A 26,885-nucleotide genomic window follows, 5' to 3' on the forward strand; every position below is an offset into this window, starting at 1 on the left:
ACGTCTTGTCGAAGCAAACTGCATGACTAAATAGTAGGCCGATTCGCGCCGATGTTCAAGTCTTATATAAGACATATAACTTAAATTAAGTCTTTGTTTTTCAACGGCTTAATTATAATTTTTCAGGATGTGAAATGAATTTTCAAAAAGTGAGAGCGGCGGTGTGAGCCATTGCTCATCAGGATTTCGCAATATGAAACGTCTTTTCAGATTTTGGTGCAGCGCGACATTCTGGGCGAAAAAAAAGCACCCGAAGGTGGCCTGGGCCGTAGCCAGCTGAGTTATCGGCCAACAGTCTGCCGCTGATCCTTGATGAACAGCGCCGTCAGCATGCCCACCACGCACACGCCGATCACATAATAGGCGGGGCCCAGCACGTTGTTCTTCAGCATCAGGGTCACGACCACGGGCGTCAGGCCGCCGAAGATCGCGTACGACAAGTTGTAGGAAAACGACAGTCCCGAGAAGCGCACCTGGGCCGGGAACGCTTGCACCAGCACGTAGGGCACGGCGCCGACGACGCCGACGAACAGGCCCGTCATCGCGTACAGGGGCAGCAGCAGGTCGGGGCGGGTGCCGACGGTGGTGTAGAAGATATAGGTACTGATGGCCAGCAGCACGGAGCCGGTGAAGATCACGCGCTTGCCGCCCAGGCGATCGGCCAGCATGCCGGCGATGATGCAGCCGAAGGCCAGGCACAGGGTTGCCACGGTATTGGCGACCAGGGTGGTGCGCGGCGCGATGTGGTGGATCTTTTGCAGCAGGGCCGGCGTCATCAGGATGACGACGACGATGCCGGCCGATAACATCCACGTCAGCAGCATCGATACGACGACGGCGCCGCGGTGGCTGCGCAGCACGGATTTCAAGGGCATTTCCGTGGCCAGCGCCTTGCGTTGCTGCATTTCTGCAAAAACCGGGGTTTCATGCAGCCAGCGGCGCAGATACATGGCGCCAAAGCCGAAGATGCCGCCCAGCAAGAATGGATAGCGCCAGGCGCCGTCGGTGATTTCTGCCGGCGTGTAGACGGTATTCAAGCCCGTCGCGACGAGCGAACCCAACAAAATACCGACAGTCAGGCCGGCCGTCAGCACGCCGCAGGCAAAGCCCGTGAAACGGCTCGGTACATGTTCGGAGACAAACACCCAGGCGCCCGGCACTTCGCCGCCCACGGCCGCGCCTTGGAAGACGCGCATCAAGAGCAGCAGCAGCGGGGCGGCCAGGCCGATGGTGGCGTAGGTCGGCAGCAGGCCGATCAGCAGGGTCGGCACGGCCATCATCAGGATGGAGAGGGTGAACATGCGCTTGCGGCCCAGCAAGTCGCCGAAGTGGGCCATGACGATGCCGCCCAGCGGACGCACGACGTAGCCGGCGGCGAAGATGCCGAAGGTTTGCAGCAGGCGCAGCCATTCCGGCATTTCCGGCGGGAAGAACAATTGGCCGATGGCGTTGGCAAAGAAGACGAAGATGATGAAATCGTAGAATTCCAGCGCGCCGCCGAGGGCGGCCAGCGACAGGGTTTTATAGTCTTGCTGGGTGAGGGGACGGCTTGCGGCGTGGATGGCGGCGGTGTTGGAAGTAGGCATGTGTCTCGTTCTTGTGTGTTATCGGAGATTGCCAGATCTAGCATACGCATTTCCGCCGCGTGAGTAAATGCGGCGCGTATGGGGAGCCGCCTCAGCTGTGCTTAATACAACGCCGCTATCATCCGCGTTGACTTCATTGGAAAGGACACAGTATGCATATCATGATGATCGTGGGCGCCAGCCGGGGCCTGGGACGCGCGCTGGTGGACGGTTTGCTCGCTGACGGACATACCGTCATCGGCGTATCGCGCCAGCAACCCGCCGACTTGCCTGCCGGCCAAGGTACACAGCTGCAATGGATCGCGGCGGACCTGGCCGCACCCGCGGAGGCCGTCGAACGCATCGCGCGCGAAGCGCCAGCCATGCTGGACGCGGTGATCTACAACCTGGGCATATGGGAAGAGAAGGCCTTCAGCGACGATTATGCGTTTCTCGGCGATGCGGACGATACTATCGTCGGCATGGTCAATACCAACATCACGGCGACGATATTGCTGCTCAAGCGCCTGGTGCCGCGCTTGTTGGGCAGCAACAAGCCGCAGCTGATCCTCACGGGCTCGACGTCCGGCCTGCGCCAGAGCGGCCGCCCGGAAGTGACGTTCAGCGCCTCGAAATTCGCCCTGAACGGCATCGCCGATGCCTTGCGCGAAGGATTCCGCTCACAGGGACTGGCCGTGACGGCGCTGCAGCTCGGTTATTTGAATACCTATGACGGCTTGTCCGTGCCGCTGGCGGACGCCGCCGCGCGGGGCGAAGGCGAACTGATACCCGTGCATGACGTCGTCGCCGTCGTGCGCATGCTGCTGAGCTTGTCGAATGCCTCGTTCGTGCGCGAACTGGTGCTGCCGGCGCTGCGCGACGAGCGTTTCTAGCCGCTAGGCGTCTGCGCCATAGACTTCGCTCCAGCCGAGACGCTCTTCCAGCCACTCATCCGCTTCGGACGAGTCCATGTGCAGCAGCAGGGCGCCCAGCCGCAGCTGGCCCTTGGCCAGGGCCAGCACGGCGAACACGGATTCCAGCATGACGGGGTCAAACTGGCCCTGCAGCTCGCGCGCGGCGATGGCGGGCAGCTGCGCCCAGGCTGCCTGGTAGCTGGCGGCCAGCCAGTCCGGCAGCGGCGGATTGTGCTGGCGGTGGCGTTCCAGTTCGATCAGGGCGATCAGCGCATAGAAATCTTCCTCGCGCGATTGTGCGTTGCCCAGCAGGTGGACGAGCTGGGGCACGGCCGCATACGAGGCCACGCCCACGTCGCCCTGGTGGTGCAGCTCTTCCCACAGCTCATGCCAGACGTCTTCGCCCGCCTGCATGGCCTTGAGCGCCCCGGCCACGTCGTAAGGTACGCGGTAGCCGCCTTCCAGGGTGGGCCAGAGGGGATCGTCGAGTGATAGCAGCATGGGTTTCCTTGATGACGCAGCTCGCTTGAGCAAATGCGCACTATACAAGCACTAAGCAAGCACCCGGCGCACGCAGCGCGCATAGCCGTCAAACGCGCGCGCATTCTGGTAGGCAACGCCCGTGTCGAAATCCTTGCACCAGACTTCGTCCTCGCTGTCGCCCGGTTCGCTCGACCAGTGCCAGTTGGGCCGGAACGCGTCTTTCAAGGTCGCATACAGCAAGGTCTGCTCGCGCCGATCCGGCAGGCTATGGCCGAGGCCGGCGGCCCAGTTGGATGCGGCTTGCCAGCAATGGTTCTCCAGCTCGCACTCGTCCGGCAGCAGCACCAGGTGGTAATCGGGCGCGCCATCCGTGCCGAGGGTCAGGCCGGCGTAGCGTTCGCCCTGTCGCAAGGGGACAGGCGCGGCGGCCGCTGGCGGCAGTTCGGCGCGGCGCACGGCGCAGGCGCGGCCGGCGTAGGTCTTGCGATAGTTGTACTGGGTGCCGTTGTCGAAATCGTGGCTCCAGGCCATGCGGGGCAGGATGGCGTCCGCTTCCGACGACCAGTACCAGGCATCCGGGAAGGCGTGGCCCAGGTTGGCGTGCAGCAAGGCCAGTTCGCTGCGCGTCGGCAAACAGGCGCCGCGCGCCGCGGCCCAGGCTAGTGCGGCTTGCCAGGGCAGGGCATCGGCTTCGCCGGGCAGCAGGAATAGCTGGTAGCCGGCGGCACCGTCCTGGCCAGGCATGATGCCCGCGTAGCGCTCGCCGGCAGCGGTGCCCAGGTCGTTATGCCTGGCGTGCATAGGCAAACATATGTTGTACATACTCGGCCTTGCCGAGCGGCACGCCGTTATGGCGCAGGATGTTGTAGGCCGTCACCAGGTGAAAATAGAACTGCGGCGTGGCCCAGTTGAGCGCGTATTCCAGGCCCGTCATGTCGAAGCTCAAGCCGCCGGCCAGGGTAATCGACACTTGCTGCTCTGCACCCGCGTCGACCGCTGCGCGGTCCGCCGCAGCGAGCATCGCTAGCGTGTCTTCGATCAGCGCCTTGGCTTCCGTCATGCTGGCGGGCGTGGCGACCTGGGGCAGCGTCTGCCGCGTCAGGCGGCACACGGCTTCCTGCGCCTGCGTGCACGTAAATTCCACCTGCCGCGCCAGGGTGTGCATGTCGGGCGCCAGCCGTGCATCGAGCAGGTTTTGCGGATCGAAACCCAGCGTCTGGGCGCGTTCTTCGCCTTTAGTTAACAGCGTCGTCAGGGAGCGCAGCATCTGTGCAAAGCAGGGGACGGTGATCGAGTAGACCGACATTGACATTCCTCAAGTAGTTATATGAACAGGGGGAAAGGCAGGCGGCCCCTACGGATGCCCCAGCACGCCCGGGCAATGCTCGAACCAGCCATCGTCTTCTTCCTGGGCAATAAACGCCGCGATCAGCGCCTGCTGTGCGGGCGGCACGGTGGCCAGCAAGGTGTTGAAGCAGCTAATTGCTGAGGCGTGGGGCGTGCCGGCACCATTGGCGATGCCGACGAGAAAGTCGCCGGCCCAGTCGGGCAAGGTGGCGATCAGGCGCGGCAGTTCGTGCAGCAGGGCCGTGCAATACGCTGTCTCGCCGAAACGCCAGGCGGCGCGGTTGGCCGTCTGGTAGGCGCCGTAGTCGTGTTCGGCTTGCACGGACTGAAAAATGGCCAGCGCGTAGTGCGCGCCTTCCTTACCCGTCAGCGCATCGAGCATGGCGCAGTAGCGCTGGAAGCGCCGCTGGGCTTCATGAGGCGGCGTGGACGTGTCGTCATCCTGGACGATATTGCCCACAATTAATAATTCGGCTTTCCAGAGTTCAAATGCAGTTGGCATGGCATGAATGAAATGATCGCGATGGGCTCTCATTATGACTTGTGTGCCCGTATTTTACTCACAGTGACAGATTCCTTTTCGGTGAAAATGAATCATCTTTGTTCTTCTATTTATTGACTTTACTGTTCACTGGCTGTGGCGACTCATCGTTACAAATGAAAGTCGGTTGATGGTTTCAATGCGATTATTTTTCTTTGCTTGAAATAGATAATAAGAATCCGGCGCTGGAATTACGATATTTTATGCTGTTCAATTCAGCTGTTGCCTATCATATTTTTTAGTTATCGTGAATAATTCGGGTCGAGTGAAATATCATTAACCTGATCGGAATATCACGTGAATAGTAGAATTTTATTTTGTGCGCTGGCTTTTGCTGCCTTGTCGGCCTGTGGTGGCGGGAGCAATGATGCGGCGGACAATGGCGGCGTCGTGGCGCCCCCCCCACGTTACTGTGGTCAATACGCAGCCAGTCGCGCAAGCCGGGCCCACCCAAAGCGTGGTGGTTGGCAGCGTTGTGACCCTGGATGCGAGTACCAGCTCCGACGCCAATGGCGATGCCTTGACCTATAAATGGGTGATGAGTTCCAAACCCGTCACCAGTGCCGCCGCCCTCGATTCCTTATCCGCCGTGAAACCGACCTTTACCGCTGATGTGGCTGGCACTTACATGGCCACCTTGCAGGTCAACGATGGCAAGATCAGCAGCGAGCTATCTTCGGTCACGATCACCGTATCGGTAGCCAATGCACCGCCGGTCGCCAACGCGGGGCATGCAATGACCATCGTTGCGGGTATGGGCATCATGTTGGACGGTAGCGCAAGCAGCGATGCGAATGGCGATATCCTCACCTATAAATGGAGCCTGGTATCGAAGCCGGCCGGCAGTACTGCACGGATCGTGGATGCAAACTCCGTGCGTCCGTATGTCGACGTGGATTTGCCGGGTGCCTATGAACTGAGCCTAGTTGTCAATGATGGCAAGGTGGATAGTGCGCCGGCTTTCGTGACGACGACGGCGGTTGTCGGCAATGTCCGGCCATTGGCCAATGCGGGCGTGGCGCAGAACGTGCTTAAAGGTAGCACCGTCATTCTCGACGGCAGCGCAAGTTCCGATGCGAATGGCGATGCCCTGACGTATTACTGGACCCTGACTTACCGTCCTGTGGGGAGTACTGCCACGTTGTCGTCCGCAACGCTGGTGAACCCCTCTTTTATCGCCGACAAGGCTGGCACGTATGTCGCCACGTTGCGTGTGTGGGACGCAGCGACAATGAGCGATTCAATGAGCGTCACGATTACGGCGACGTCCACGAATGCCGCCCCGGTGGCGAATGCCGGGGTGGATCAGCGTGTGCAGGCAAGTGCGTATGGTGTGACCCTCGATGGCAGGGGCAGTTCGGATGCGGACGGCGACAATCTCAGTTATAAATGGACGTTCATCTCCGTGCCTGCAAATAGCATGCTGCAGCCATTTCCCGGCGAATGGGACCGCAGCCAGACAGTCAGCAGATTTTTGGCGAATGTGCCGGGAACCTATGTCGTCAGCCTTGTCGTCAATGACGGTACGGTCGACAGTGCGCCATCGACCGCCACCATTATTGCCACTGCAAGTTCGACCAATGCGGAGCCGAGGGCCAATGCGGGCATAGATCAGTTTGTCGCGCCAGGAACGACCGTGCGTTTGACGGGACTTGGCAGTACGGATGTGGAACACGATGTCTTGACATACCGCTGGCAATTGAGGAGCAAGCCTGCTGGCAGCGCGGCCGTGCTGTCATCACTGACTGCCGCGCAGCCGACATTTTTCGCAGATATGGCCGGCAGTTATGTCGCGACATTAATCGTCAACGATGGCTCGGTGAATAGTAGCGAAGATAATATGGCGGTGACGGCGACGCCGAATCTGCTCAATTTGTACCAGGTGCAGGACAATGGGGCCGGTCCGGTCGACACGAAGGCCGGTTTGCCTTACCTCGCCAATGCGACGGTACATAAGTCGTGCTCGGGATCGTGTGCGGCCAACTTTACGGTCGATACCTTCAAGGTGGCCGCCGCCGGGACGAGCTTCATGATTACCCAGGTGACGGCCGTCGACAGTACCGGCAAGGTCGTTCCAGCCATCGTCGGTCTGGTGTCGGGCCAGGTCATTCCTGCCGGCAGCAGCGCCACCTTCTCGCTGGTGTCGCCCAAGACGAATGGCGCAACTGCCAAACTGACGTACAAGTTCTTTGTGGCGGAAACGGGCCAGTCTTTCGTTTATAACGCAGACTTCACGTCAAATTAAGTGATGTAATATGGCGAATGCCGGGCTTCGGTCCCGTATTCGCCAGCCCTTCTTGCCTGTGTTCCCATGCCCACCTGGACTTCCCCGCCCCAACTCGTCGCCCTGGCCGCCTTTTATGCGCAGGCGCAAGCCCATCCGGAAACGCTCAGTGATGCTGTCTTCCTGGAAAATGTGAAAAACGCCCACTGGCCCACCAATTGCTGGAATTATGCGGAAGCATCGTTCGCCATCATCGCCCCAGCCTGCCTGCTGCGTCCGCATCTGACCGCCGAGCTGATCGCCTTGCCCATCGACGCCATGATCGCGGGCGGCCTGGAGGAGGCGGAGCAAGTCATCGCGATTGGCCTGGCCTGCGCCACGCACGACGCGCCGTATGTGGAGGTGAGCGAGGAGGGCAGGCGCTGGCTGACGCAGGTGTGGCCGGGACTGGGGGAGGTGGTCGAGACCGTGTTCCGGGCCAGGCTGCAAGCGGCGCTGGCCGATGACGAGGAGTAAACGCTGACGCTTGACGCCGAAAGCTCATTTGCGTTAGTGCATACGTAACTACTTACATATATCCTTTCAACATGTCTTCCACCCTGCAAACCTACGGCTCCCTGATGCTGGCCAGCCGCCTGCGCCGTCTTTCCGATCAACTGTATGCCGGTGTCGATACCAGCTATGTGGCCGCCGGCGTCGAACTGACGTCGCGCTGTTTCCCCTTGTTATTGCTGCTGCGCGACAACGGCCCGACGGCGATCACGGCCCTGGCCGCGCAGATCGGGCAGACGCATCCGGTGGTGGTGCAGCTGGGGCGCAAGCTGCTCGATGCCGGCATGGTGGCGGAGCTGCCGGACGCCAGGGATGAGCGGCGGCGCTTGCTGGCGCTGTCCGACGCCGGGCAGGCGCTGCTGCGCAACATGGCGCCTCTGTGGGACGACGTGCGCGCGGCCGTCGACGCCGTCTTCGAGCAGGGCACGCCGCAGCTGATGGCCAGCCTGGACCGGGCTGAAGCGCGCCTGCAGTCGCAAGGCTTTGGCGAGACGATCGCCGCTTGCCGGCGCCAGCGCGAACGGGCCGCCGTGGAGATTATCGCGTACGACGCCCAGTATGCGGCCGACTTCAGGCGCCTGAATATCGCCTGGCTGGAGCGCTACTTTTATGTCGAGGCGCTGGACGACAAGGTGCTGTCCGACCCGCAACGCTCGATCCTCGACGATGGCGGGCAGATTTTCCTCGCCCGCCTCGATGGCAAGACCGTCGGCACGTGCGCGCTGATCCGCGCCGGCGACACCAGCATCGAGCTGTCGAAAATGGCCGTCACGCCCGAATGCCAGGGACTGGGCATTGCGCGCCGGCTGATCGAGCGGGCCTTCGACGCCTTCGAGGCCAGCGGCGCACAACTGCTGTTCCTGGAATCGAACAGCAAGCTGGCGCCCGCCATCCGCCTGTACGAAAGCAGCGGTTTTACCCACGTGGCGCGGCCGGCCGGCGACGCCCATTACCAGCGCGCCGACGTCTACATGGAGTGGCAGGGCAGGTAGCACACGCGAGGGCGCCACGCGGCGCTCCCCATCGGCCGTCTCCCGCGTTACAATACGTGCTTCCATAACGGAACCGTGGTTCCACTATCGAGAGACGCCGACGCCGCATGCCTTCCTTCCCGATGCCCTTCCCGCAGTTGATCGTTCCACCCGAGCCCACCCAGGCGCGCAGCAAGCTGGCCTTCGAGCGCTTGCTGCTGGTGGGGGAACAGTTGCTGGCGGAAAACCGTTTCGATGAAATCGGCGTGGCCGACCTGGCAAAACTGGCGGAAACCTCGGTGGGCACGTTTTACCGTTTGTTGGGCGACAAGGACACCTTGAGCCGCCTGCTGCTGCAGCGCTTTTTTTCCGATATGGTGGAAAAGGTCGAAACCCTGACGGAACTGCGCCAGTGGGAAGGGCGCAGCCTGGAAGCGTTCATCCGTGCCATGGTGGCCATGTTCGTGGCCGTCAACACGGGCCGGCGCGGCGTGCTGCGCGCCCTGATCACGCGCTGCTCGCAGGATGCGCAATTCCGCGACAAGGTGCACCAGATTAACCATCTGATTTCGCAGCGCACGGTCGCCGTGCTGGCCAGCAAGTCGTCCAGCATCCGCCACCCGAATCCCACGCAGGCCATGATGGTGGTGCCGCCCGTGCTGCTGGGCATCCTCAACCAGCACGTTTTGTCGGGCTCGCTGTCCTTTTTGTCGGCGGCTGCGCTCGAGGATGAACTGGTGCGTGTTGCTTTAAATTACCTGACTTCAGATATTTAGCGATTTAACTTGAAATCGGAATTCGGATTCCGTATTATGTTTTCCAACAGCAGGAAAACATATTCCTGCACCTGAACACAAAGCATGTTCAACAGCAAGGAGACAGAATGCGGCGTCACACGACATCCGATGTTCCATTGCATTACCTCGACTTGGGCAGGGAGCAGGGCGAGCCTGCGCAGTCAGAGCCTATTTTCCTGCTGCACGGCCTCGGATCCTGCGCCGCAGACTGGCGCCCGCAGATCGACGCGCTTGGCGCAAGCTACCGTTTGATCGTGCCCGACCTGCGCGGCCATGGCGCCAGTCCCGCGCCCAACGGCGACTGGCAGATCGGCGACTTCGCCAACGACCTTTTCAATTTGATGGACCAGCTCGACGTGCCGCGTGCGCACATCGTCGGCTTTTCGCTGGGCGGCATGGTGGGCCTGGAAATGGCCAACCGCGCGCCGGGCCGGGTGGCCAGTTTGTGCCTGATCAACTCGCAACCGTTCCAGGGCAGCAAGCCGGCGTCGCTGCTGTTTGCCTACTGGCTGCGGCGTACGGTGATCGCCACCTTCGGCCTGAAAGCCATGGGCAAGATCATCGGCAAGAAACTGTTCCCCGAGCCGGCCCAGCAAGCGCTGGTCGAGCGCTTCGCCACGCAGATGGCGGGCATGGACAAGCGCGCCTACCTGGCCGCGCTCGATGCCATTTTCCACTGGGATATCGATATTCACTTCCAGGCCCTGGCCATGCCCGTCTTCATCATGGCGGCGGACCAGGATTACACGCCCGTCGCCAGCAAGCGGGCCTTTGCCGCACAGTTTCAGCAGTGCGAGATCGAGATTATCGCGAACTCGCGCCATGCCACGCCCCTGGACCAGGCGCAGCGTGTGAATACCTTGTTGCAGTCCTTCCTCGCCACACATTCAAAATAAACAGGCCACTCGCCGCACGGGCAGAGGCCGGGAAACAGTCATCGCAGGGCAGGTGCTCGCATTGCGCGCGCGGGTACCGTTACGTCTTGCGATTCTGGAATCCGGCCGTCTTCCCTGGTGGTAAGCAAGCCTGACATTGGAGACGCTATGAAACTTGCTTTGAAATTGATGCCCGCCGCCCTCGCCGTTGCCGGCGCCTTCAGCTTTTCCACCCTGGCCCTGGCGCAGGAAGCCGCCGCCAGCGCCCAAAGCGCCAGCGAGGCCAGCGATGCGAAAGAACGCATGGAAACCGTCACCGTTTCCGCCCGCCGCCGCGAAGAGCGGCTGCAGGACGTGCCGCTGGCCGTCACGGCGTTTTCCGCCAAGGCCCTGGAGCGGGCGAATATCCAGAACCTGGCCGACTTGCAGGAGCGCGTGCCGAACCTGACCGTGTACGCCTCGCGCGGCACCAACACCACCTTGACGGCCTTCATTCGGGGCGTGGGCCAGGCCGACCCCGTCTGGGGCGTGGACCCGGGCGTGGGCATTTATTTCGACGACGTCTACATGGCGCGTCCGCAAGGCGCGCTGCTCGACGTGTTCGACGTGCAACGCATCGAAGTGCTGCGCGGCCCGCAAGGCACCTTGTATGGCAAGAACACCATCGGCGGCGCCATCAAGTACATTTCGCGCCCCCTGGCGAAGGAAAACGGCGCTTCGGCGGAAGTGGGCATCGGCAATTACAATCAGCGCAACTTCAAGGCCGCCTTCAATGTGGCCAACGAGAGCGGCACCTGGCGCGCGCGCCTGGCCGCTGCCAAGCTGGACCGCGACGGTTTCGGCCGCAACACCTTCAATGGCGAACAGGTCAGCGACCAGGACAGCACGGCCGCACGCCTGTCCGTCGGCTACTTTCCGCAAGATATCCCTTTGACCGTCGTGCTGAGCCTGGACGCCACGGACGACAAGTCGGGGGTGCGCGGCTTCCAGCGCATGGGCGTGAGCGCCTTCGATCCGCTCAAGCGGCCGGCCAGCACGGATGCGTATGACATCCAGAGCGGCATGCCTGGCAACAACTTCACGCACAACCGGGGCGGCTCGCTGGTGGCCAATTACACCTTGTCGAACGACTGGTCGGTGAAAGTGATCGGCGCCAAGCGGCGCAGCACCTCCGAGCAAACCATCGACTTCGACGGCTTGCCGCAACCGATTGCCGACGTGTTCGGCGACTCGCGCGACGAACAGAAAAGCCTGGAATTGCAGGCCTCGTACAGCGGCGACTACGGCGCCGGCGTGATCGGCCTGTACCGCTTCGAAGGCACGGCGGGCGGCGGCATCTACAACAACTTCCTGGGGCGCCAGTTCACGGCCGCCGTCAGCACGGTGGAAACGGACAGCACGGCGCTGTACACGGACTGGACCTGGCCGCTGGGCAAGGTGTGGAGCATCAATGCGGGCTTGCGCCACACGCGCGAGGAAAAGCGCGCCATCGTGCTCAACCGCTCTTTTGCCGACGTGGGCTTCACGCGGCCCATCCAGACGGCGGCCGACTTCGACAAGTCCTTGTCGGTGAGCAATACTTCGCCGAAAATTTCCGTGCGCTATGAAGCGTCGAAGACGACGAATTTCTACAGCAACCTGTCGCGCGGCTTCAAGTCGGGCGGCTACAACGTGCGCGCCAACAACCTGGTGGTGCCCGATTCCGCGCGCCCATACAAGGATGAAAAACTCGACGCGCTGGAAGTGGGCATGAAGTACGCGGCGCCCGACGACACCTTCGACGCCAACGTGGCCCTGTTCTACAACCGCTACAAGGATATTCAATTGTCCGTCTTCACCAGCTACGTGCAGCCGGGCGGCGTGCCGGGCTTCTATGGCGACTTCACGAATGCGGGCAAGGCGACGGTGAAGGGCGCGGAGTTCGAATTCTCGTGGCGGCCCAACCGCCAGTGGGAAGTCAACGGTTTCCTGGCCTTGCTCGATGCCAACTATGACGAGTTCATGAGCGGCGGCAAGAACATTGCGGATACGCAAAAGTTCAGCAACACGCCAGCCCGGCAAGTGGGCTTGAATGTGACGCGCACGGACCGCGACGTGTTCGGCGGCGCCTTGCGCAGCATGGTCGGCTATGGCTACCGCAGCAAGGTCTACCCGACCACGGACTTGAGCGAAACCCTGGCGCAGGGCGGCTACAGCATCTGGACGGCCGGCGTCGTGTGGGAAGCGCCGAAGAACTGGACGTTCAGCTTGCATGGCAGCAACCTGGGCAACAAGCGCTACCGCACGGATGGCTACAATATTCCGGCCGTGTTCATCCTCGACGGTTTCTATGGTCCGCCGCGCCAGATCATCGCCAAGGCTGGCTACAAATTTTAAGGGGTGGTAGAAGTGCCGGCTTGACGGGCGTCAAGCCGGGTCGTTGTCGCTGTTTTCGTCCTTAATAATAATCAGGAGACTGGCATGGCACATCTGCATCAACAACTGCGTCAATTCAATTCTTATCTGCATTCATCGCCGCCTGCGGCTTGCTGGCCGCGCTGCCGGCCACAGCCGGGCAGTGGGACTTCGGCCTGTACGCGAGCCTGTGGGGCTCGCGTGAATACCAGGTCTGGCTGCCGAGCAATTACAATCCGAACACGCCGCTGCCCGTCGTGCTGATGCTGCACGGCTGCGGTTCCGAGCCGAACAGCATGGCCGCCGTCAGCCGTTACAACCAACTGGCCGACAGCGAAAATTTCATCGTCGTCTATCCGCGCCAGAACGTCACGGCCAACCCCATGCGCTGCTGGAATTTCATGTTGCCGCTGAACCAGGAGCGGGGCACGGGCGAGCCGGCCGTGCTGATGGGCATCTTGAACAAGGTCAAGAATAACTACGCGGTGCAGGACAGCCGCGTGTACGTGACGGGCATCTCGGCCGGCGGCGCCATGGCCTCCATCATGGCCGCCTGTTACTCCGATGTGTTCGCCGCCGTGATGGTGCATTCGGGCGGCATGTACAAGGGCGCCACCGGCATGGTCACGGCCGCCGATTCGCTGTTCAACGGCAGTTCCTTCGACCCGAAAGTACGGGGCAAGGATGCCTGGCGCTGCTCCGGTTCGCCGCGCCGGCTGATGCCGACGATGGTGTTCCACGGTACTTCCGACATCGTCGTCAACCCCGTCAACGGCGAACAAACCATCGAACAATTCCTGCAGACCAGCGATTATGGCGACGATGGCCTCGACAATGACAGTGTGCGCTACCGTGCGGACAGCATCGTGCGCCAGACGGTGCCGTACGGCCGCAGCTATTCCATCGATACGTATCTGCACAACGGCGCCGTCATCGCGCAAAAGTACACGGTCGAGGGCATGAACCACGCGTGGAGCGGCGGCCCACCGGGCTGGCCATTCAGCGATGAGCTGGGCCCGGACGCCACCGTGATCAGCTGGAATTTCTTCAAGAATTACCAGCGCTGATGCAGTAAGGCAATTTACAGCTTGTACAATGGGCGCAGCAGCAATTGCGCCCCATTTTTTATACCTGCGAAAGATCCCATGCCTGCTTGCCGTTTGCCGTCCTGTCTTGCCGCCGTGCTGCTGTCCGCTTGCGCCAATGTCGTTCCGTCCGCGCTGTCGGCTGCCTACACGCAAGCGTTCGAGCGTGCCGCCCAGCAAGACAGCATGCGCAGCGAGTGCGACTGGGACGTGCGTTATGCACCCGTCGCGTCACAGGACGCCAGCGTGGCGCAACTGCAGGCCATCGCCACGGCGCGCCTGGCGGCAATGCAACTTTCACCCGCCTGGACCCTGGCCATGCCCGGCAGCGAGGCGCACGCCTTTACGGACTCGGCGCAGGACCGCGCCGGGCTGCAATTGTTGCTCAGCATCGTCTTGCCGGCCATGGAGCGCTACCCGGCCGGCGTCTTCGCGCGCACGGGCTTGCGCCACGTCGTGCTGGTGAAGGACTTGAGCGTGGAAGGCCAGCGCCGCCTGGCCATGCCGGCGCCGGAAATCGACAGCGTCGTCTACGCCGACAACCTGCTGGCCGCCCTGTGTCCATCCGGCATGGAGCTGCGCGTGCACCACGAGTATTACCACTTCATCGAATACCGGCTGTTCGACGATTTCTATTACCGCGACCCCGCCTGGCTGGCCCTGAACCCGCCCGGCACAGCCTATGGCCAGGGCGGCGCCACGGCCTACGGCAAGGGTTTCCAGAACCTGGGCCACCCGCAGCCCGGGCTGGTGAGCCTGTACGCCGCCTACGGCCCCGAGGAAGACAAGGCGGAAGTGTTCGGCTGGATGATGACCCCCGCGTATGCGTTGCGGCTGCAGCAGTGGACGGCGTTTGATCCCGCCTTGCTGGCGAAGCGGCAATTGTTGATGGATGTATTGAGCAGCAAGACAGATTCTTACTAAATATCAAGTATTTCCTTGCTATCCCATGGCATTGTCGGTTCTCCAGCTTGACTAGATGCAAGTGCGAATGAGGAGAGCGCCATGGACGGTGATGAGTCGATATCGGGTGGCGAACGTCCCTTGCGCCTGCGCCTGGGTGTCTCTCCCAAGGTACCGGCCGGTGCGCTGATACCGCAGCGCGTCGCTGGAAGCGAGGCCATCTGTGGCGGCATCGAGTACCGCGTGCTGTGCGTCTCGACGCATGTGGACTTGCCGCTCAGCGGTTTGATTGCCTTGCCTGCCGCTATCGACATTGTTACCGACCAGGGCCAGTTGCGCAGCATCTGCGGCCTCGTCACGCAAGCCAGTGCGGGGGACTGCGATGGTGCGCTGGCCAGCTACCAGCTGGTACTGACGGACGCCTTCGCCATCATGGAAAAGCGCTGCAATACGCGCGTCTTCCGGCGTTTGACGGATATCGACATCGTCAAGACCTTGCTCGACGAATGGATACGCAGCAATACCGTGCTGGCGCATGCCTTCCAGTATGCGTTTGCCGACTTCTTCGAAGCACAGACGTATCCGCAACGCGAATTTGTCATGCAGCACAATGAGTCCGATGCGGCCTTCGTGCGGCGCCTGCTCAAGCGAAGCGGCGTCGCCTGGTTTTTTCGCGCGCAAGGCAATGCGGATGCGCATGCCGAGCCGGCACATACCCTGGTGCTGTTCAACCATGCCGATGGCTTGCGGAAAAACATGGCCGATACCGTGCGCTATCACGCGGACCGCGCGACGGAACAGCGCGATACCCTGACGTCGTGGAACGAAGTCCGCAAGTTGCAAGCGGGAAAAGTAACGCTGCATAGCTGGAACGAGGAACATCCACGCGCGCGGCCGTTCATGACTGCCGACGCCATGGGGCAGGGCCGGCAAGGCATGCATGGCAACGCCATTGCCGCCAGTCTCGATGATTACCGCGTGCTGCCGCCGCGAGCGGGGAGCGATCATGATGCCTTGTGCCAGCTGGGCATGCTGGCCATGCAGCAGCATGACTACGAGAGCCATTGCTTTCATGCCGAGGGCAGCGTGCGCGACCTGTGTCCGGGCGAATACTTTAGCCTGGCCGAGCATCCCGACGTCGACGCACTTCCGCCGGCCGAGCGCGATTTTGTCGTGACGGCGCTGCAGGTGGCGGCGCAGAATAATTTACCCAGGGAACTGGCTGCCAGGGTCGCGCGTCTGTTTGCGCGCAACCGCTGGCTGGCCGATGGCACGGCGTTGCTGCAGCGCGAGCTGGCGACGGCGGTGGACGATGGCCCCTTGCGCATGCATATCGAGCTGAGCGCCGTGCGGCGCGGCGTGGCCATCGTCCCCGCCTATGACACGCGTAGCGATTTGCCGCATGTCGCCATGCAGAGCGCCGTGGTGGTGGGGCCGGCGAATGAAGAAGTTCATTGCGACGCCATGGGCCGGGTCAAGGTGCGCTTTCCCTCCACGCGCAAGCTGGACCATGAGCATGCAGGCGGCACGGGCGCCTCCGACACGGATGCCGATTCGGCCTGGGTAAGAGTCGCGTCCAGCTGGGCGGGCAACGGACCTGGCAGCATGCAGCAATGCGGCTATCTGGGCTTGCCCCGCGTGGGCAGCGAAGTCTTGCTGGCTTTCCTGGGCGGCGACCCGGACCGGCCCATCATCGTGGGGCAGCTGTACAACCACAGCGCGTTGCCGATTGCCTTGAGCAAGGCGGGCGACTTGCCGGGAAACCGCTATTTGTCCGGCATCAAGAGCCGCGAGATCAAGGGCACGCGTGGCAACCAGCTGCGCTTTGACGATGTGCAGGGGCAAATCAATGCCCAGCTTGCCAGCGATCACGGTTCCAGCCAGCTCAACCTGGGCTGGCTGACGCAGGACCGGCGCAATGGCCAGGGCGAGGCGCGCGGCGAGGGCGCCGAGCTGCGCACCGATGAGCAGTTGGCGATGCGGGCGGGCAAGGGCATGCTGCTCTCCGCCTGGAAGCGCCTGAATGGCGACGGCGGGCACATGGCGCGCAGCGAATATCTGGGGCTGATGGAAAATTGCCTGGAATTGTTTCGCTCGCTGGGCAGTTATGCTGCCACGCATCAGGCACTGGAGAATGCGGATGAAGCGCAGCAAGAGCTGCAGCACAGCTTGAAAAGCTGGGAAGGTGGCAGCAATACGCAGCCCCGTGCCGAGCTGGGCGGTGCGGCGGCGATTGCCGTCACGGCGCCTGCCGGCATCAGCTTTGCCAGTTCGAAGGCCATCGTCAGCTATGCCGTCAGCAATATCGATACGGTGGCGCAGCAGCATCTGCAAGCGGTGGCGGGCCAGCGCTACAGCGTGAACGCGGGCAAGGGCATCTCGCTGTTTGCCCATGCGGATGGCATCCGCGCCATCGCCCACCATGGCAAGTTCTTGCTGCAAAGCCAGCATGACGACATGGACCTTAACGCGGCGAAAAATTTGAAGCTCACCGCCAGCGAGGGAAAGCTGACGGGCATGGCCGATGAAATCGTGCTGATTTCCAAGCATGGCGCGTTCATCCGCATCGGCGACGGCATCACCTTTGGCAGCAAGTCGCCGCTGAACTTCAATGCGCCCAATTTCGTCTTCAATGACCCGCAGAGCATGGCAGTGCAATTGCCAAGCTTTGCCGAGGGCAAGGCCGATCAGCAATTCATTTTTCAATATGAGGGCGACGACAGTCCCGCCGATGGCGTGCCGCCAGCTCCCCAGCTGGCGCCGCAAGCCCACTTTGCCGTGAAGCTGGAGGATGGCTCGTCGGCCGATGGCCGCAGCGACGGGGACGGCAAGACGGAGGTACTGGAGCGCGCGGCCATGCACCTGGCCGCCATCGAAGTGTTCAACAACAAGGATTGATGACGCCAGGAGAGTGCGATGGGCAGCTATCCGAAAGTGCCGTACGTGGTGGGAGAAGACGTGACGCTCCTGCATTGCGAACGCACCGTCTGCAAGAAGGTAAAAATACGCCGCAACCTGCCGGGCAATATCATCGTTATTCACGGCGTCAACGATGTGGGCGTCAGCTACAAGGCGGTGGAAGATGGACTGTGCGAGGGATTGACGCAAAGGCTGGGGCGCGGCTTTACGCCAGCTTCTTACCGCATGCCCGTGGCGGCGGATAAGGACAAGCTGGAAGATGATCCCGACGCCGTCTTTTTCAAGCGCACGATCGCCAAGGATACCAACAGCCCCGTGATTCCGTTTTACTGGGGCTACCGCGAAGTTGAAGGTAAGACGACTACCATCCATGGTCAGTTCGTCGACCGTTACGGCAACCGGCTGGACAAGGATCTGTCCAAGGAAGGCGGGCCGTTCGGCAACGCCACCAGCAGTTTGCCCGACATGTGGCGCAGGGGTATTTATGCACCTGCCGATCCCATGGGTGATGCCTTGCGTCCGCTGAAGACGGCGCCTGGCCGCATGTATATGGTGCTGGCGGCCCAGCGCCTGGCAGCACTGATTTCCATGATCCGCGATTACGACGCCCAGGATACTGTCAGCATTGTTGCGCACAGCCAGGGCTGTCTGCTGTCGCTGCTGGCGCAAGCCATGCTGATGGAAAAGGGGCGGCGCCGGCCGATAATTTGATACTCACGCATCCGCCATACAGCCTGGTGGAAAATATTCCCTTTCTGCTGAGGAAGGCGAGCGGACTCGATGGTGGCGAGGATGCGGCGATGCGGGCGCACTATCATCTACTCGACGGTGTTCAGACGCTGGCCGCGCGCCTGCAGACGCTTGTCAATATTGTTGCTGGGGTAGCGAAAGGGAATGGACAACCCTGCGTTCCGTTATTTACGGAGTTGAATGGTGATCAGCATCGCGGTATGGTCGGCGCCAGTTGGAGCAATGTAGCGGATCGAGATAACCGCAGGAAAGTATATCTGTATTTTTGTCCCGAAGACATGACTGTGGCGCTCGATAACATTCAGGGAATTGGCTGGGATGGCGTACCCGATTTTGTAACAGGAACCGAGGTGAAGTCCGAAGAGGAAATTTATGCTTATGGAGGAAGAAATTACTCCACTGGTCGCTTTCATAATCGGGGTACTGAACAAGTACGAAAAGCACTCTCCGAATTGGGAACCAGGTTTTATCAACGGGTGTTCAGTAACAAGATACGTCTCGATCCAGGCACTGGAAAGAAGGCAGTGTCTCTTGTCGGCATGCCACCACCCCATGATTACCCATTGTGCCTGGAAAAAGAAGACGAACATGCACATGTGGAGGCATCTGTACGCGGCAACCGGGGTACGCACAAGGCAGTCGCATGGCCCATCAAGACCAAGCTGAAACCTGTCGAGCAGCGAAACGGTATACGCACAATTACTGGTGAAGCATTGCGCAAGCCTGTTCCTGCAGACCTGCGCGGCACCTCGCAAATTGACCCGGCAGACATACCCCGCGATTCAATAATGCATGGTAGAGCGAAGAAGGATGAGGGGCCGACGGAAGCGGTGGATCCTAATGACGCGGCAACGGCAATTGCCAGCGGTCGCGGCCTGATCAGTAAATCGGAAGAGCGTCCGGATCCTTCTGGTTATCGCAAGTTTCCGGAGAGTGTTGAGGCCTTACGCGAAACCGAGTTACAAAAGATGACGGTGGCCTATAACAAGGAACAGAAGCTGGATGACAAAGGCCCGTTGGCACAACGCAAGGTGATTTCTGCGACGAGGGACAAGAAAGGCAATGTATGGGCAAATATCCAGGAAAGCCCTAACGAAGCACGTCTGCGTTGGCAACACGAGGTCAGTGCCAAGTCCTTTCACAGTTCGATTATTGGCAACGTGAAGAATCATAGCCAGGTGACGGCGTATGACGTTGCCATAGGTAGTGGCAAGGCCAGCTCTGATCCGCAGTTCTACGAGTACTTATGTGCTGTGGCGGATTGGCGAGTGAAGGATTTGAAGACTAATGATAAAGGGCGTAAAGGAATGCTGATAAAGGAAAAATTCTTATCTGATTTTGCAGCATATTTATCCGTAGAACCTGCATGGAGAAGTGCTGCGATCAATGGCGGTATGGACTATTACAACACTGGAATTCTGCCCGCAGGACTTCCATTGTTTATCGGGTGCTTTATGGAAGATCGTTGTGTCACAAACAAAAGACATGAAGATAGTGACTGAAAAATAATTGGATGGTCTAGGACTCGTCGAAAAACTTGTTTGGACCGATGATCTTTTCTCCTGAATAGTAGACCAAAAAGGTGAAAGCTATGATGACGCTTCGTTGGTTGGGAATATCAATAGTTATTGTAATTTTATTTTTTGGCGTGTTATGGCTAGGTGCTTTGTCGAAGAGCCAGGCGCGTGAAATTGCATTACAGGTCCAGGAAAAACAGCCAAGGAAACCGGTGGAGCCACGGCAAGAGTATGTGCTGGAAGTGATCGGATTGGGTGTGACGCTGGACAAGTATCGGCAGGGTAAATTGTGGGGAGCCTTGCAAAAAGGAAGTCCTTACACGAGCATACGCGAACAAGATCCCAAGAAGTATCCCTGGACGGGTAATGACAAGGATGGCGACGGTGGTAGCAGAGCCTACGATGCACTGGAAAATGGCATCAATTTCACTCCGATGTATTGGAACCTGCCTTCGTTTTATGCTGGAACGCCCATTCTTGACCCGACTGCACAACCGAGCTTGATAGAGCCGATGGCGGGACTTGTGGCTGGCGCTGGTACGGGGGGCATGCCCTTGCATCTATTTTCCGTGGCTTCCTGGAAGCTGGATGAACATCCCGACCAATTGCTGATTGATGTGTTTGATTTTTTCGATAAGCATCCTGACGTACCTTACGTCGCCTTACACTCCGAGGATAGCGTTGGCACGCGGGATGGCAACCGGAAGCCAGGAACTGCAAGAAAATTGGTAAACGGGTATTTCATTCCGGATATGCCTGATGCCACGGCGGTGTTCATCCTGGCACGCCGCGAACGAATAGAACCGTTGCGTCCTTTTGTATGGGATGACCCGGAGAATAAATTCGTCCAAGAAAAACTGCGGGCCATGTATTACAACGTCATGCAGTCGTTGCCTTCACGCGCGAAACAGCTGCGACCTGAAGCCTTCAGCGAGCGTCAACCCACCGTCGCCGAATGGCTCGCCGCTGCCGCCGCTTTCGCCCAGCGGCCCGATATCCGTGGCGTGGGCTTGCATACCTTCGACAAGCTCAATCCCTGGGAAAATCGTCCGCCGCGCGACTGGAAGCCGACGCCGTGGTTTCCCATTCCGTGGAACCGGGAACAGATGGAAACCTTCGACCGCCTGCCTTCGTTTGGATTCGTGCACAGGCCCGTGTTCGTCAAGTTCGCGGATGAGGAAGGCAAGCCCGTCACGCGGCGCGATGCGCGCCAGAAGATATTCAATGCAGGCTGGCAGCAGGCGCTGCAGACCTTGCCGGAAGCCGAGCGCGGCAAGGGGCCTTCGCGTATCGTGGCCGGTACGGGAAACCAGCCGGAACAGTCGCTGATGTTGGAAAGCATGCTGCATGACTATGCGGCACAGGGCGGCCCCGAAATCGACAGTAGCAAGAGCGCGCAGTTCATCAATACCGATCTTCGCCTGGGCAACACGGGCGCGGCCACGTGGTTCATGCAGATGGCGATCGGCGTGATGGGAAGCTATCGCGATGGAGGCGCCAGTGCGGCGATTAATTTACGCGACAGCAATGAGGCCAGCATCATTTTTATTACACCGCCATCGGATGCCAAACGCCAGCAGCAGGATGCCAATGGCGACATCTTCCGCAGCCGCATCACGCCGGCCGTCGATCCGGCCAACTACGCGGCGCCATCGGTGGAAGCCATCCTGGAAAGTCAGGCTGGGCAATAATTCTGGAGGCAGCATGCGCAAAGTCATCCGCTTGGGCGATTCCACCTCGCATGGCGGCAAGGTGCTCAGTTGTGCCGCCACGCACTTTACGGTCAATGGTATTGCTGTCGCCTGTGTCGGGGACTTGTGCAGCTGCCCCATCAAGGGACATCAAGGCTGCAAGATTGCCAGCGGCTCGTCCCGGCATAACATCAACGGCATCGCTATCGCCTTCGAAGGCGATACCACCACTTGCGGCGCCAGGCTGTTGGCTGGCGGCGTCAACTTCCGGACCTCCTGACAGCCTGTCCGCCTGGCATTTCCTGGTAACTATATAATCGGCGCTTGGGCGATACCCGCCCCTGAACGTCGATTGAAGGAATGCCATGCCAGGATATTTCATGCGCTCTGTCGCGCTTTTTACCGTATCGGCCGTCTGCATCTCCGCCAGTGCCGCCGAGGCGGTGGCGGTGGATGCGCCGCAGCGTGCGTCCTTGCTGGATTTTTATGCGCAGCAATATCCGGGCGAACCGGCTGCGCGCACCGTGTTCGAAAGCGTGCCCATCGTGGGGGGACGTGGCAGCGAAGTGGTGGGCAGCGTGGAAACGCCGCCGTATCGCGGTCATGGCGCGCTGTGCCGGACGCAGCGCACCAAGTTCGTGCTGCACGGCGAAGGCAAGCAGGCGCGCTGGCAGGAGGCGGGCATGGAGTATTACGCCTGGCTCGACCGTGGCACCTGCCGCGCGGTGGCCGAACCCGTGCGCATGCTGCAACGGATTCCCGATGTGGAACTGGAAGGCGTGTTGCTGTACCAGAAGCCGCTGCTGGAGCGGGCGCGATTATTGATGGCGGGTAACACGGCCTGCGCGCCGCTACGGGCGCTGAAATTTACGCTGGCGGCCGTCGACGTGGGCGCCGCCGCCCCGCGCGCCGAAGAGCGCTATGCGCTCGTGTTCAAGAGCGACCGCGACAGCTACGCCCGCGTCTGGCTGCGCAAGAGCGGCGCCCAGTATGACGCCTGGAATGTGACTTGCCCGCCAGTGCTGTAAGCTGCGCTCCCTCGATTTATTTTTTTGACTGTTGCAACCATGAACGAAAATTCCACTTCCGCCCGCAGCTGGGGCACCATCGTCACGCATAGCGACGAGATGGCCATCATCTACCGTTATGTCGACGCCTTCCATGACGACTGGGACCTTTCGTCGCAGCCGGACCGCATCATCATCGCCTGGCGTTATGAAGATGAAACAGGCATGCCCGCGCCGAACGAGCGCGAGCACATGGAAGAGCTGGAAGCGGCGCTGGCGCCCGTGGTGGAAGAAGAAGGCTTCGCTACGCTGGCGCTGGTGTCGACGGGCGAAAACCTGCGCGAATGGATTTATTACACGCAGTCGGGCGAAGAATTCTTCAACCGCCTGAACACGGCGCTGGCGCCGCGCCCGAAATTTCCGATTGAAATCCGCAGCGCGGCCGATCCGGCCTGGTCGACGTATGCAGGCTTCATGGCAGCTCTGCCGAAGTAATTACGCCAGCGCGGCCGTCACGATGCGCGTGGCGGCCGTGATGATGTCCTGGTTCGTGTCCGCTTTTTTCTGTTCGCGCGTGTAGTACACGGCGATGAGCAGCGGCGCGCCGCTGGGCGGGTAGGCCACGCCGATGTCGTTGACGCTGCCATACGCGCCCGAGCCCGTTTTATCCGCCACTTGCCAGCCAGCCGGCACGCCGGCGCGGATGCGCTTGTCGCCCGTCGTGTTGCCGCGCATCCAGGCGTCCAGTTGCTGGCGCTGCGGCGCCGGCAAACTATTTCCCAACAACAATTGCTGCAAGCTGTGCGCCATCGACGCGGGGCTGGCCGTGTCGCGCACTTCGCCGGGGATGGCGCTATTCAATTCCGTTTCCCAGCGTTCCAGCTGGAATACCGTGTTGCCGATGCTGCGCGCAAACGCCGTCACGGCTTGCGGCCCGCCTAATATTGTCATCAGGAAATTGGCCGCGCTATTGTCGCTGTACTGCAAGGTGGCGGCGCACAGGTCGGCCACGCTCATGCCGTCGGCCAGATGCTTTTCCGTGATGGGCGAATACGTGACCAGTTCCTTTTTTTCGTAACGCACGTGCTGGTCCAGCAAGCCCGGCTGGCTGACGCTGCGGGCCAGCACGGCGCCTGCCAGCATGGCCTTGAAGGTGCTGGCCAGGGGAAAGCGTTCATCGGCGCGGTAGGCAACGCGCAGCTCGCTGCCCTGGCGCCAGGCGGCAACGCCGAGGCGTCCGCCTGCGGCCTGTTCCAGCGCGGCCAGCTGCGTGTGGGCGGCGGCGATGCCGGTGGTGGACGCGGCAAACAGCAGCGGCGTTGGGCACAGCAGGATAGCGCCGCTGGCCAGCAGGAGGTGGCGGCGGACGTGGTTCGTGGAGTCAGTCATGGTCTGTAGGTATTGTCGGAGTGGATAGGGCGGCCAGCAGTTCGCCGATGGCGAGCAGATTGGCCGGTTTGGTCAGGTGGTGGTCGAAGCCGGCCGCGCTCGACTGGCTGCGGTCGTTTTCGGCGCCCCAGCCCGTCAATGCGACGAGCACGACGCTGGCGCCGGCCGGTATCCGGCGCAGCGCGCGCGCCACTTCGTAGCCGTTCATGCCGGGCAAGCCGATGTCGAGGAAGATGACGTCTGGCAAGAATTGCGGCGCCACGGCCAGCGCTTGCGCGCCATCGTGAGCCACTTGCGTGGCATGGCCCATCATGTCGAGCACGGCGGCGAGGGTATCGGCCGCATCGACGTTGTCGTCGACCACCAGCACGCGGAAATGGCGGCCGCTGGCGGCAGGGGCGGGCGCGTCCGGTGCGGCGGGGGCTTGGGCTTCCTCCTTCAGCAGCGGCAGGCGCACGGTAAACGTGCTGCCCAGGCCGGCGCCGGGACTGGCCGCCGTGGCGCTGCCGCCATGCAATTCGGCCAGGCGCCGCACCAGCGACAGGCCGATGCCCAGGCCGCCCTGCGCGCGGCCCATGTTTTGTCCCACCTGGGTGAACATGTCGAACACGGTGGCGATCGACTCGGCGGGGATGCCCACGCCGCTGTCCTTGACCTCGATCAAGGCCTCGTTGCCATCGCGCAGGGCGCGCAAGCTGATGTGGCCGCCGGCGGGCGTGTATTTGGCGGCGTTGTTGAGCAAATTGCCCAGCACTTGCGCCAGCCGCGTAGGATCGGCTTCAAGCGGCAGCGCCTGCTCGTCGAGTTGCACCTGCAACTGGTGGCGGCCCGCCTCGATCAGCGGCATGCTCGTTTCCACGGCGCTGGCGATGATGGTTTTCAAGTCCGCGCGTTCCAGCTTGAGTTCGATCTGCCCCCGCGTGATGCGGGCCACGTCCAGCAAGTCGTTGACCAGGTGCACCATCTGATTGACTTGCCGTTCCATCACGTCGCGCACGCGCGACACGGTGGCGGGCTTGTCGGCGGCCAGGCGCATGATTTGCAGGCCGTTGCGGATCGGCGCGAGCGGGTTGCGCAGTTCGTGCGCCAGGGTGGCGAGGAATTCCGTCTTGCGCCTGTCCATCTCGGACAGGTTGTCGGCCAGCTGGCGCAATTGCTGCTCAGAACGCTTGCGCTCGCTGATGTCGCTGAACAGCACCGTCAGCAGGCGGCTGCCGGGTCCGCCGAGGCGCGCGGCGAAGACTTCGAACCAGCGCTCCATGGCCACGGCTTCATTTTCGTAGCGCACGGGCTCGCCCGTCTTGACGACCTGGTCATACAGGTCGAACCAGTGCTGGTCGTGGTCGGGCACGAAGCTGCGGATGGTCTTGCCGATGGCATTGTCGAGGCCCGACTGCTTGACGAAGGCGGCGTTGCCTTCCAGATAGCGGAAGTCCACGGGGCGGCCTTGCTCGTCGTACAGCATTTCGATGACGCAAAAGGCCTGGTCCATCAGCTCGATCAGGGTGCGGTAGCGTTCCTCGCTGCGGCGTAGCGCATCTTCCACCTGTTTCTGGCGCGTGATGTCGAGCAGGACGCCTGGAAATTGCAAGGGCGTGCCATCAGGTGCATATTCCGCGCGGCCCCGCGCGATGACCGAGCGGTACTGGCCATCGCCGGCAGCGACGCGGTAGCCGGCCTCGAATGGCGTGTGGGCATGCACGGCCTGGGCAATCTGCGCGCTGACTTGCTCGCGGTCATCGGGATGGATGATGTCCAGGTAGCGCGCCAGCGGCGCCGCCGTGGGCGCATCGGCATTGACGTGGAATAAACGCGCCATGTTGCTGTCGGCCGTCACGCGGTCGGCAACGATGTCCCAGTTCCAGGTGGCCACTTCGCCGGCCGCCAGGGTCAGGCGCAGGGTTTCCTCGTTCTGCTTGCTGGCCGTCAAGTCGAGCGAGATGCCGGACAGGGCGATCACGTTGCCGGCGCCGTCGCTGGCGCAGGTGCCGCGCATGTGCGCCCAGTGCAGCGAATTGTCGGGCCAGCGCACGCGGATGTCGATCTCGAAATCGCTGGCGCTGGCGATGGCGGCGTGCACCACCGTCTGCCACTGCTGCAGGTCGCCGTCGAGCATGGCGCCCGTCAGCTGCGCGTAACCGATGCGGCTGGCAGGCGGCAAGCCCAGATTGGCCTTGAATGCGTCGGAGCACGTCATGCTGCCGCTACCCAGGTCGATCTCCCACGTGCCCATGCGGCCGCCCTGCATGGCCAGGCGCAGCCGCTGTTCCGTCTGCCGTTGCTGCGTCACGTCGCAATGCGAGCCCAGCCATTCAACGATGCTGCCGTCGGGCGCCAGCACGGGCAGCATGCGCACGATCACATTGCGGTAGCTGCCGCTGACGTGGCGCAACCGGTATTCCGCTTCGAACACGGTCGTCAGATGCGACGGCATGACGTAAGGCAAGTTGCGGTCGTCCGGGTGCAGGGCATTGAGCCAGCCGCGGCCCAGCAGTTCGGCCTCCGTCTGGCCCGTGAAGGCGCGCCAGGACGGCTGGTCGGCATCGAACTGGCCGAAGGTTTTCGTGCTCCAGACGATGTCGCAATGGGCACCCAACAGTAAATGTGCCGCCTGGGCGGCGGCGATGCAGGACGGGACGGCGTTGCTGGGCTGGCTGGGTTCTGGCATGGAGGCGATCGACGATGGTGCGGGGCGCCGCCGCCGCACTGGAATGGGGCGGCATGGCAGCTCAAGTCTGGCGATATTACAACTATTTTTACCCTCGGGGCTGTCTTGCAGGACGCCAATCCCGCTTTCGGCTGGCCAGCAGAAAAAGTCGCGCCATATGGCATGTCATGGGGGAAATGGCAAAGAAATAGCAATACAGAGGCGCTATTGTGGCTGAATAACCACTAGTCGGCCCATTATGTTGACGAATGAATATTTTACATAACAATATTCTTGCTCCGCATAAGCTGCTT

22 protein-coding genes and 1 pseudogene are annotated in these 26,885 nt (G+C 61.4%); 16 read left to right on the forward strand and 7 right to left on the reverse strand.

From position 1 onward, the window contains the following. Positions 1-281: 281 nt before the first annotated feature. Positions 282-1,586 carry an MFS transporter gene (locus ACQVLG_RS13650; RefSeq protein ID WP_474295064.1) on the reverse strand — a complete coding sequence of 435 codons (1,305 nt, stop codon included), beginning with the start codon at positions 1,584-1,586 and terminating at the stop codon, positions 282-284. Positions 1,587-1,738: 152 nt separating this feature from the next. Between ACQVLG_RS13650 and ACQVLG_RS13655 the strand changes: the two genes are divergently transcribed. After that, complete coding sequence (locus ACQVLG_RS13655; protein ID WP_474295066.1) at positions 1,739-2,458, forward strand: SDR family oxidoreductase; 720 nt, start codon at positions 1,739-1,741, stop codon at positions 2,456-2,458. 3 nt (positions 2,459-2,461) lie between these two features. On the opposite strand, the gene ACQVLG_RS13660 is transcribed toward ACQVLG_RS13655, so the two are convergent. From ACQVLG_RS13660 to ACQVLG_RS13675, 4 genes are read right to left on the reverse strand one after another with little or no spacing between them, the layout of a single operon-like run. Continuing rightward, positions 2,462-2,980: a hypothetical protein gene (locus ACQVLG_RS13660; RefSeq protein ID WP_474295068.1), complete on the reverse strand. Its 519-nt coding sequence runs from the start codon at positions 2,978-2,980 to the stop codon at positions 2,462-2,464. Between the two features lie 51 nt (positions 2,981-3,031). Then, the gene (locus tag ACQVLG_RS13665) at positions 3,032-3,763 is read right to left on the reverse strand and encodes an Lcl C-terminal domain-containing protein (protein ID WP_474295070.1); all 732 of its coding nucleotides are present in this window, start codon (positions 3,761-3,763) and stop codon (positions 3,032-3,034) included. Further along, positions 3,747-4,268, reverse strand: coding sequence for a DUF1993 domain-containing protein (locus ACQVLG_RS13670; RefSeq protein ID WP_474295072.1), 522 nt, complete (start codon positions 4,266-4,268; stop codon positions 3,747-3,749). The genes ACQVLG_RS13665 and ACQVLG_RS13670 overlap by 17 nt, the downstream gene beginning before the upstream one ends. A 48-nt stretch (positions 4,269-4,316) precedes the next feature. Then, positions 4,317-4,811, reverse strand: coding sequence for a hypothetical protein (locus ACQVLG_RS13675; protein WP_474295074.1), 495 nt, complete (start codon positions 4,809-4,811; stop codon positions 4,317-4,319). Between the two features lie 451 nt (positions 4,812-5,262). On the opposite strand from ACQVLG_RS13675, the gene ACQVLG_RS13680 reads away from it, so the two are divergent. From ACQVLG_RS13680 to ACQVLG_RS13750, 15 genes and pseudogenes are all read left to right on the forward strand, one after another. Beyond that, the gene (locus ACQVLG_RS13680) at positions 5,263-7,095 is read left to right on the forward strand and encodes a PKD domain-containing protein (RefSeq protein ID WP_474295075.1); all 1,833 of its coding nucleotides are present in this window, start codon (positions 5,263-5,265) and stop codon (positions 7,093-7,095) included. Positions 7,096-7,161: 66 nt separating this feature from the next. Then, positions 7,162-7,590 (forward strand): hypothetical protein, encoded by a 429-nt coding sequence (locus ACQVLG_RS13685; protein ID WP_474295077.1) that lies wholly within the window; start codon positions 7,162-7,164, stop codon positions 7,588-7,590. Positions 7,591-7,661: 71 nt separating this feature from the next. Beyond that, positions 7,662-8,618: a bifunctional helix-turn-helix transcriptional regulator/GNAT family N-acetyltransferase gene (locus ACQVLG_RS13690; RefSeq protein ID WP_474295078.1), complete on the forward strand. Its 957-nt coding sequence runs from the start codon at positions 7,662-7,664 to the stop codon at positions 8,616-8,618. Between the two features lie 107 nt (positions 8,619-8,725). Then, complete coding sequence (locus ACQVLG_RS13695; protein WP_474295080.1) at positions 8,726-9,373, forward strand: TetR/AcrR family transcriptional regulator; 648 nt, start codon at positions 8,726-8,728, stop codon at positions 9,371-9,373. A gap of 107 nt (positions 9,374-9,480) precedes the next feature. Then, entirely contained in the window at positions 9,481-10,290 is an 810-nt protein-coding gene (locus tag ACQVLG_RS13700; protein WP_474295082.1) for an alpha/beta fold hydrolase, read from the forward strand. A 147-nt stretch (positions 10,291-10,437) separates the two neighbouring features. Continuing rightward, complete coding sequence (locus ACQVLG_RS13705; RefSeq protein ID WP_474295084.1) at positions 10,438-12,645, forward strand: TonB-dependent receptor; 2,208 nt, start codon at positions 10,438-10,440, stop codon at positions 12,643-12,645. Between the two features lie 149 nt (positions 12,646-12,794). Further along, positions 12,795-13,730 carry an extracellular catalytic domain type 1 short-chain-length polyhydroxyalkanoate depolymerase gene (locus ACQVLG_RS13710; RefSeq protein WP_474295086.1) on the forward strand — a complete coding sequence of 312 codons (936 nt, stop codon included), beginning with the start codon at positions 12,795-12,797 and terminating at the stop codon, positions 13,728-13,730. Positions 13,731-13,808: 78 nt separating this feature from the next. Beyond that, entirely contained in the window at positions 13,809-14,672 is an 864-nt protein-coding gene (locus tag ACQVLG_RS13715; RefSeq protein WP_474295088.1) for a hypothetical protein, read from the forward strand. An 81-nt stretch (positions 14,673-14,753) separates the two neighbouring features. Next, positions 14,754-17,549, forward strand: a complete 2,796-nt coding sequence (locus tag ACQVLG_RS13720) for a type VI secretion system Vgr family protein (RefSeq protein WP_474295090.1) — start codon at positions 14,754-14,756, stop codon at positions 17,547-17,549. Positions 17,550-17,567: 18 nt separating this feature from the next. Further along, positions 17,568-18,589 (forward strand): annotated as a pseudogene (locus ACQVLG_RS13725) (T6SS effector phospholipase Tle3 domain-containing protein); the annotation flags it as partial. Positions 18,590-19,288: 699 nt separating this feature from the next. Further along, the gene (locus ACQVLG_RS13730) at positions 19,289-19,822 is read left to right on the forward strand and encodes an effector protein Tle3 domain-containing protein (RefSeq protein WP_474295644.1); all 534 of its coding nucleotides are present in this window, start codon (positions 19,289-19,291) and stop codon (positions 19,820-19,822) included. A gap of 89 nt (positions 19,823-19,911) precedes the next feature. Then, positions 19,912-21,528, forward strand: coding sequence for a type VI lipase adapter Tla3 domain-containing protein (locus ACQVLG_RS13735; RefSeq protein ID WP_474295092.1), 1,617 nt, complete (start codon positions 19,912-19,914; stop codon positions 21,526-21,528). 13 nt (positions 21,529-21,541) lie between these two features. Then, positions 21,542-21,808 carry a PAAR domain-containing protein gene (locus tag ACQVLG_RS13740; protein ID WP_474295094.1) on the forward strand — a complete coding sequence of 89 codons (267 nt, stop codon included), beginning with the start codon at positions 21,542-21,544 and terminating at the stop codon, positions 21,806-21,808. Between the two features lie 100 nt (positions 21,809-21,908). Beyond that, a complete protein-coding gene (locus ACQVLG_RS13745; RefSeq protein WP_474295096.1) occupies positions 21,909-22,556 on the forward strand; it encodes a hypothetical protein in 648 nt (215 codons plus the stop codon). A gap of 39 nt (positions 22,557-22,595) precedes the next feature. Continuing rightward, on the forward strand, positions 22,596-23,030 hold the full coding sequence (locus ACQVLG_RS13750; RefSeq protein WP_076567214.1) for a DUF695 domain-containing protein: 435 nt from the start codon (positions 22,596-22,598) through the stop codon (positions 23,028-23,030). Here the strand turns inward: ACQVLG_RS13750 and bla are convergent, their stop codons facing one another. Further along, complete coding sequence (bla, locus tag ACQVLG_RS13755; RefSeq protein WP_474295098.1) at positions 23,031-23,924, reverse strand: class A beta-lactamase; 894 nt, start codon at positions 23,922-23,924, stop codon at positions 23,031-23,033. Then, complete coding sequence (locus ACQVLG_RS13760; protein ID WP_474295099.1) at positions 23,917-26,592, reverse strand: hybrid sensor histidine kinase/response regulator; 2,676 nt, start codon at positions 26,590-26,592, stop codon at positions 23,917-23,919. Before ACQVLG_RS13760 ends, bla begins: the two co-directional genes overlap by 8 nt. Between the last annotated feature and the right edge of the window lie 293 nt (positions 26,593-26,885).

The organism is Janthinobacterium sp. TPC_1 (genome assembly GCF_056037845.1).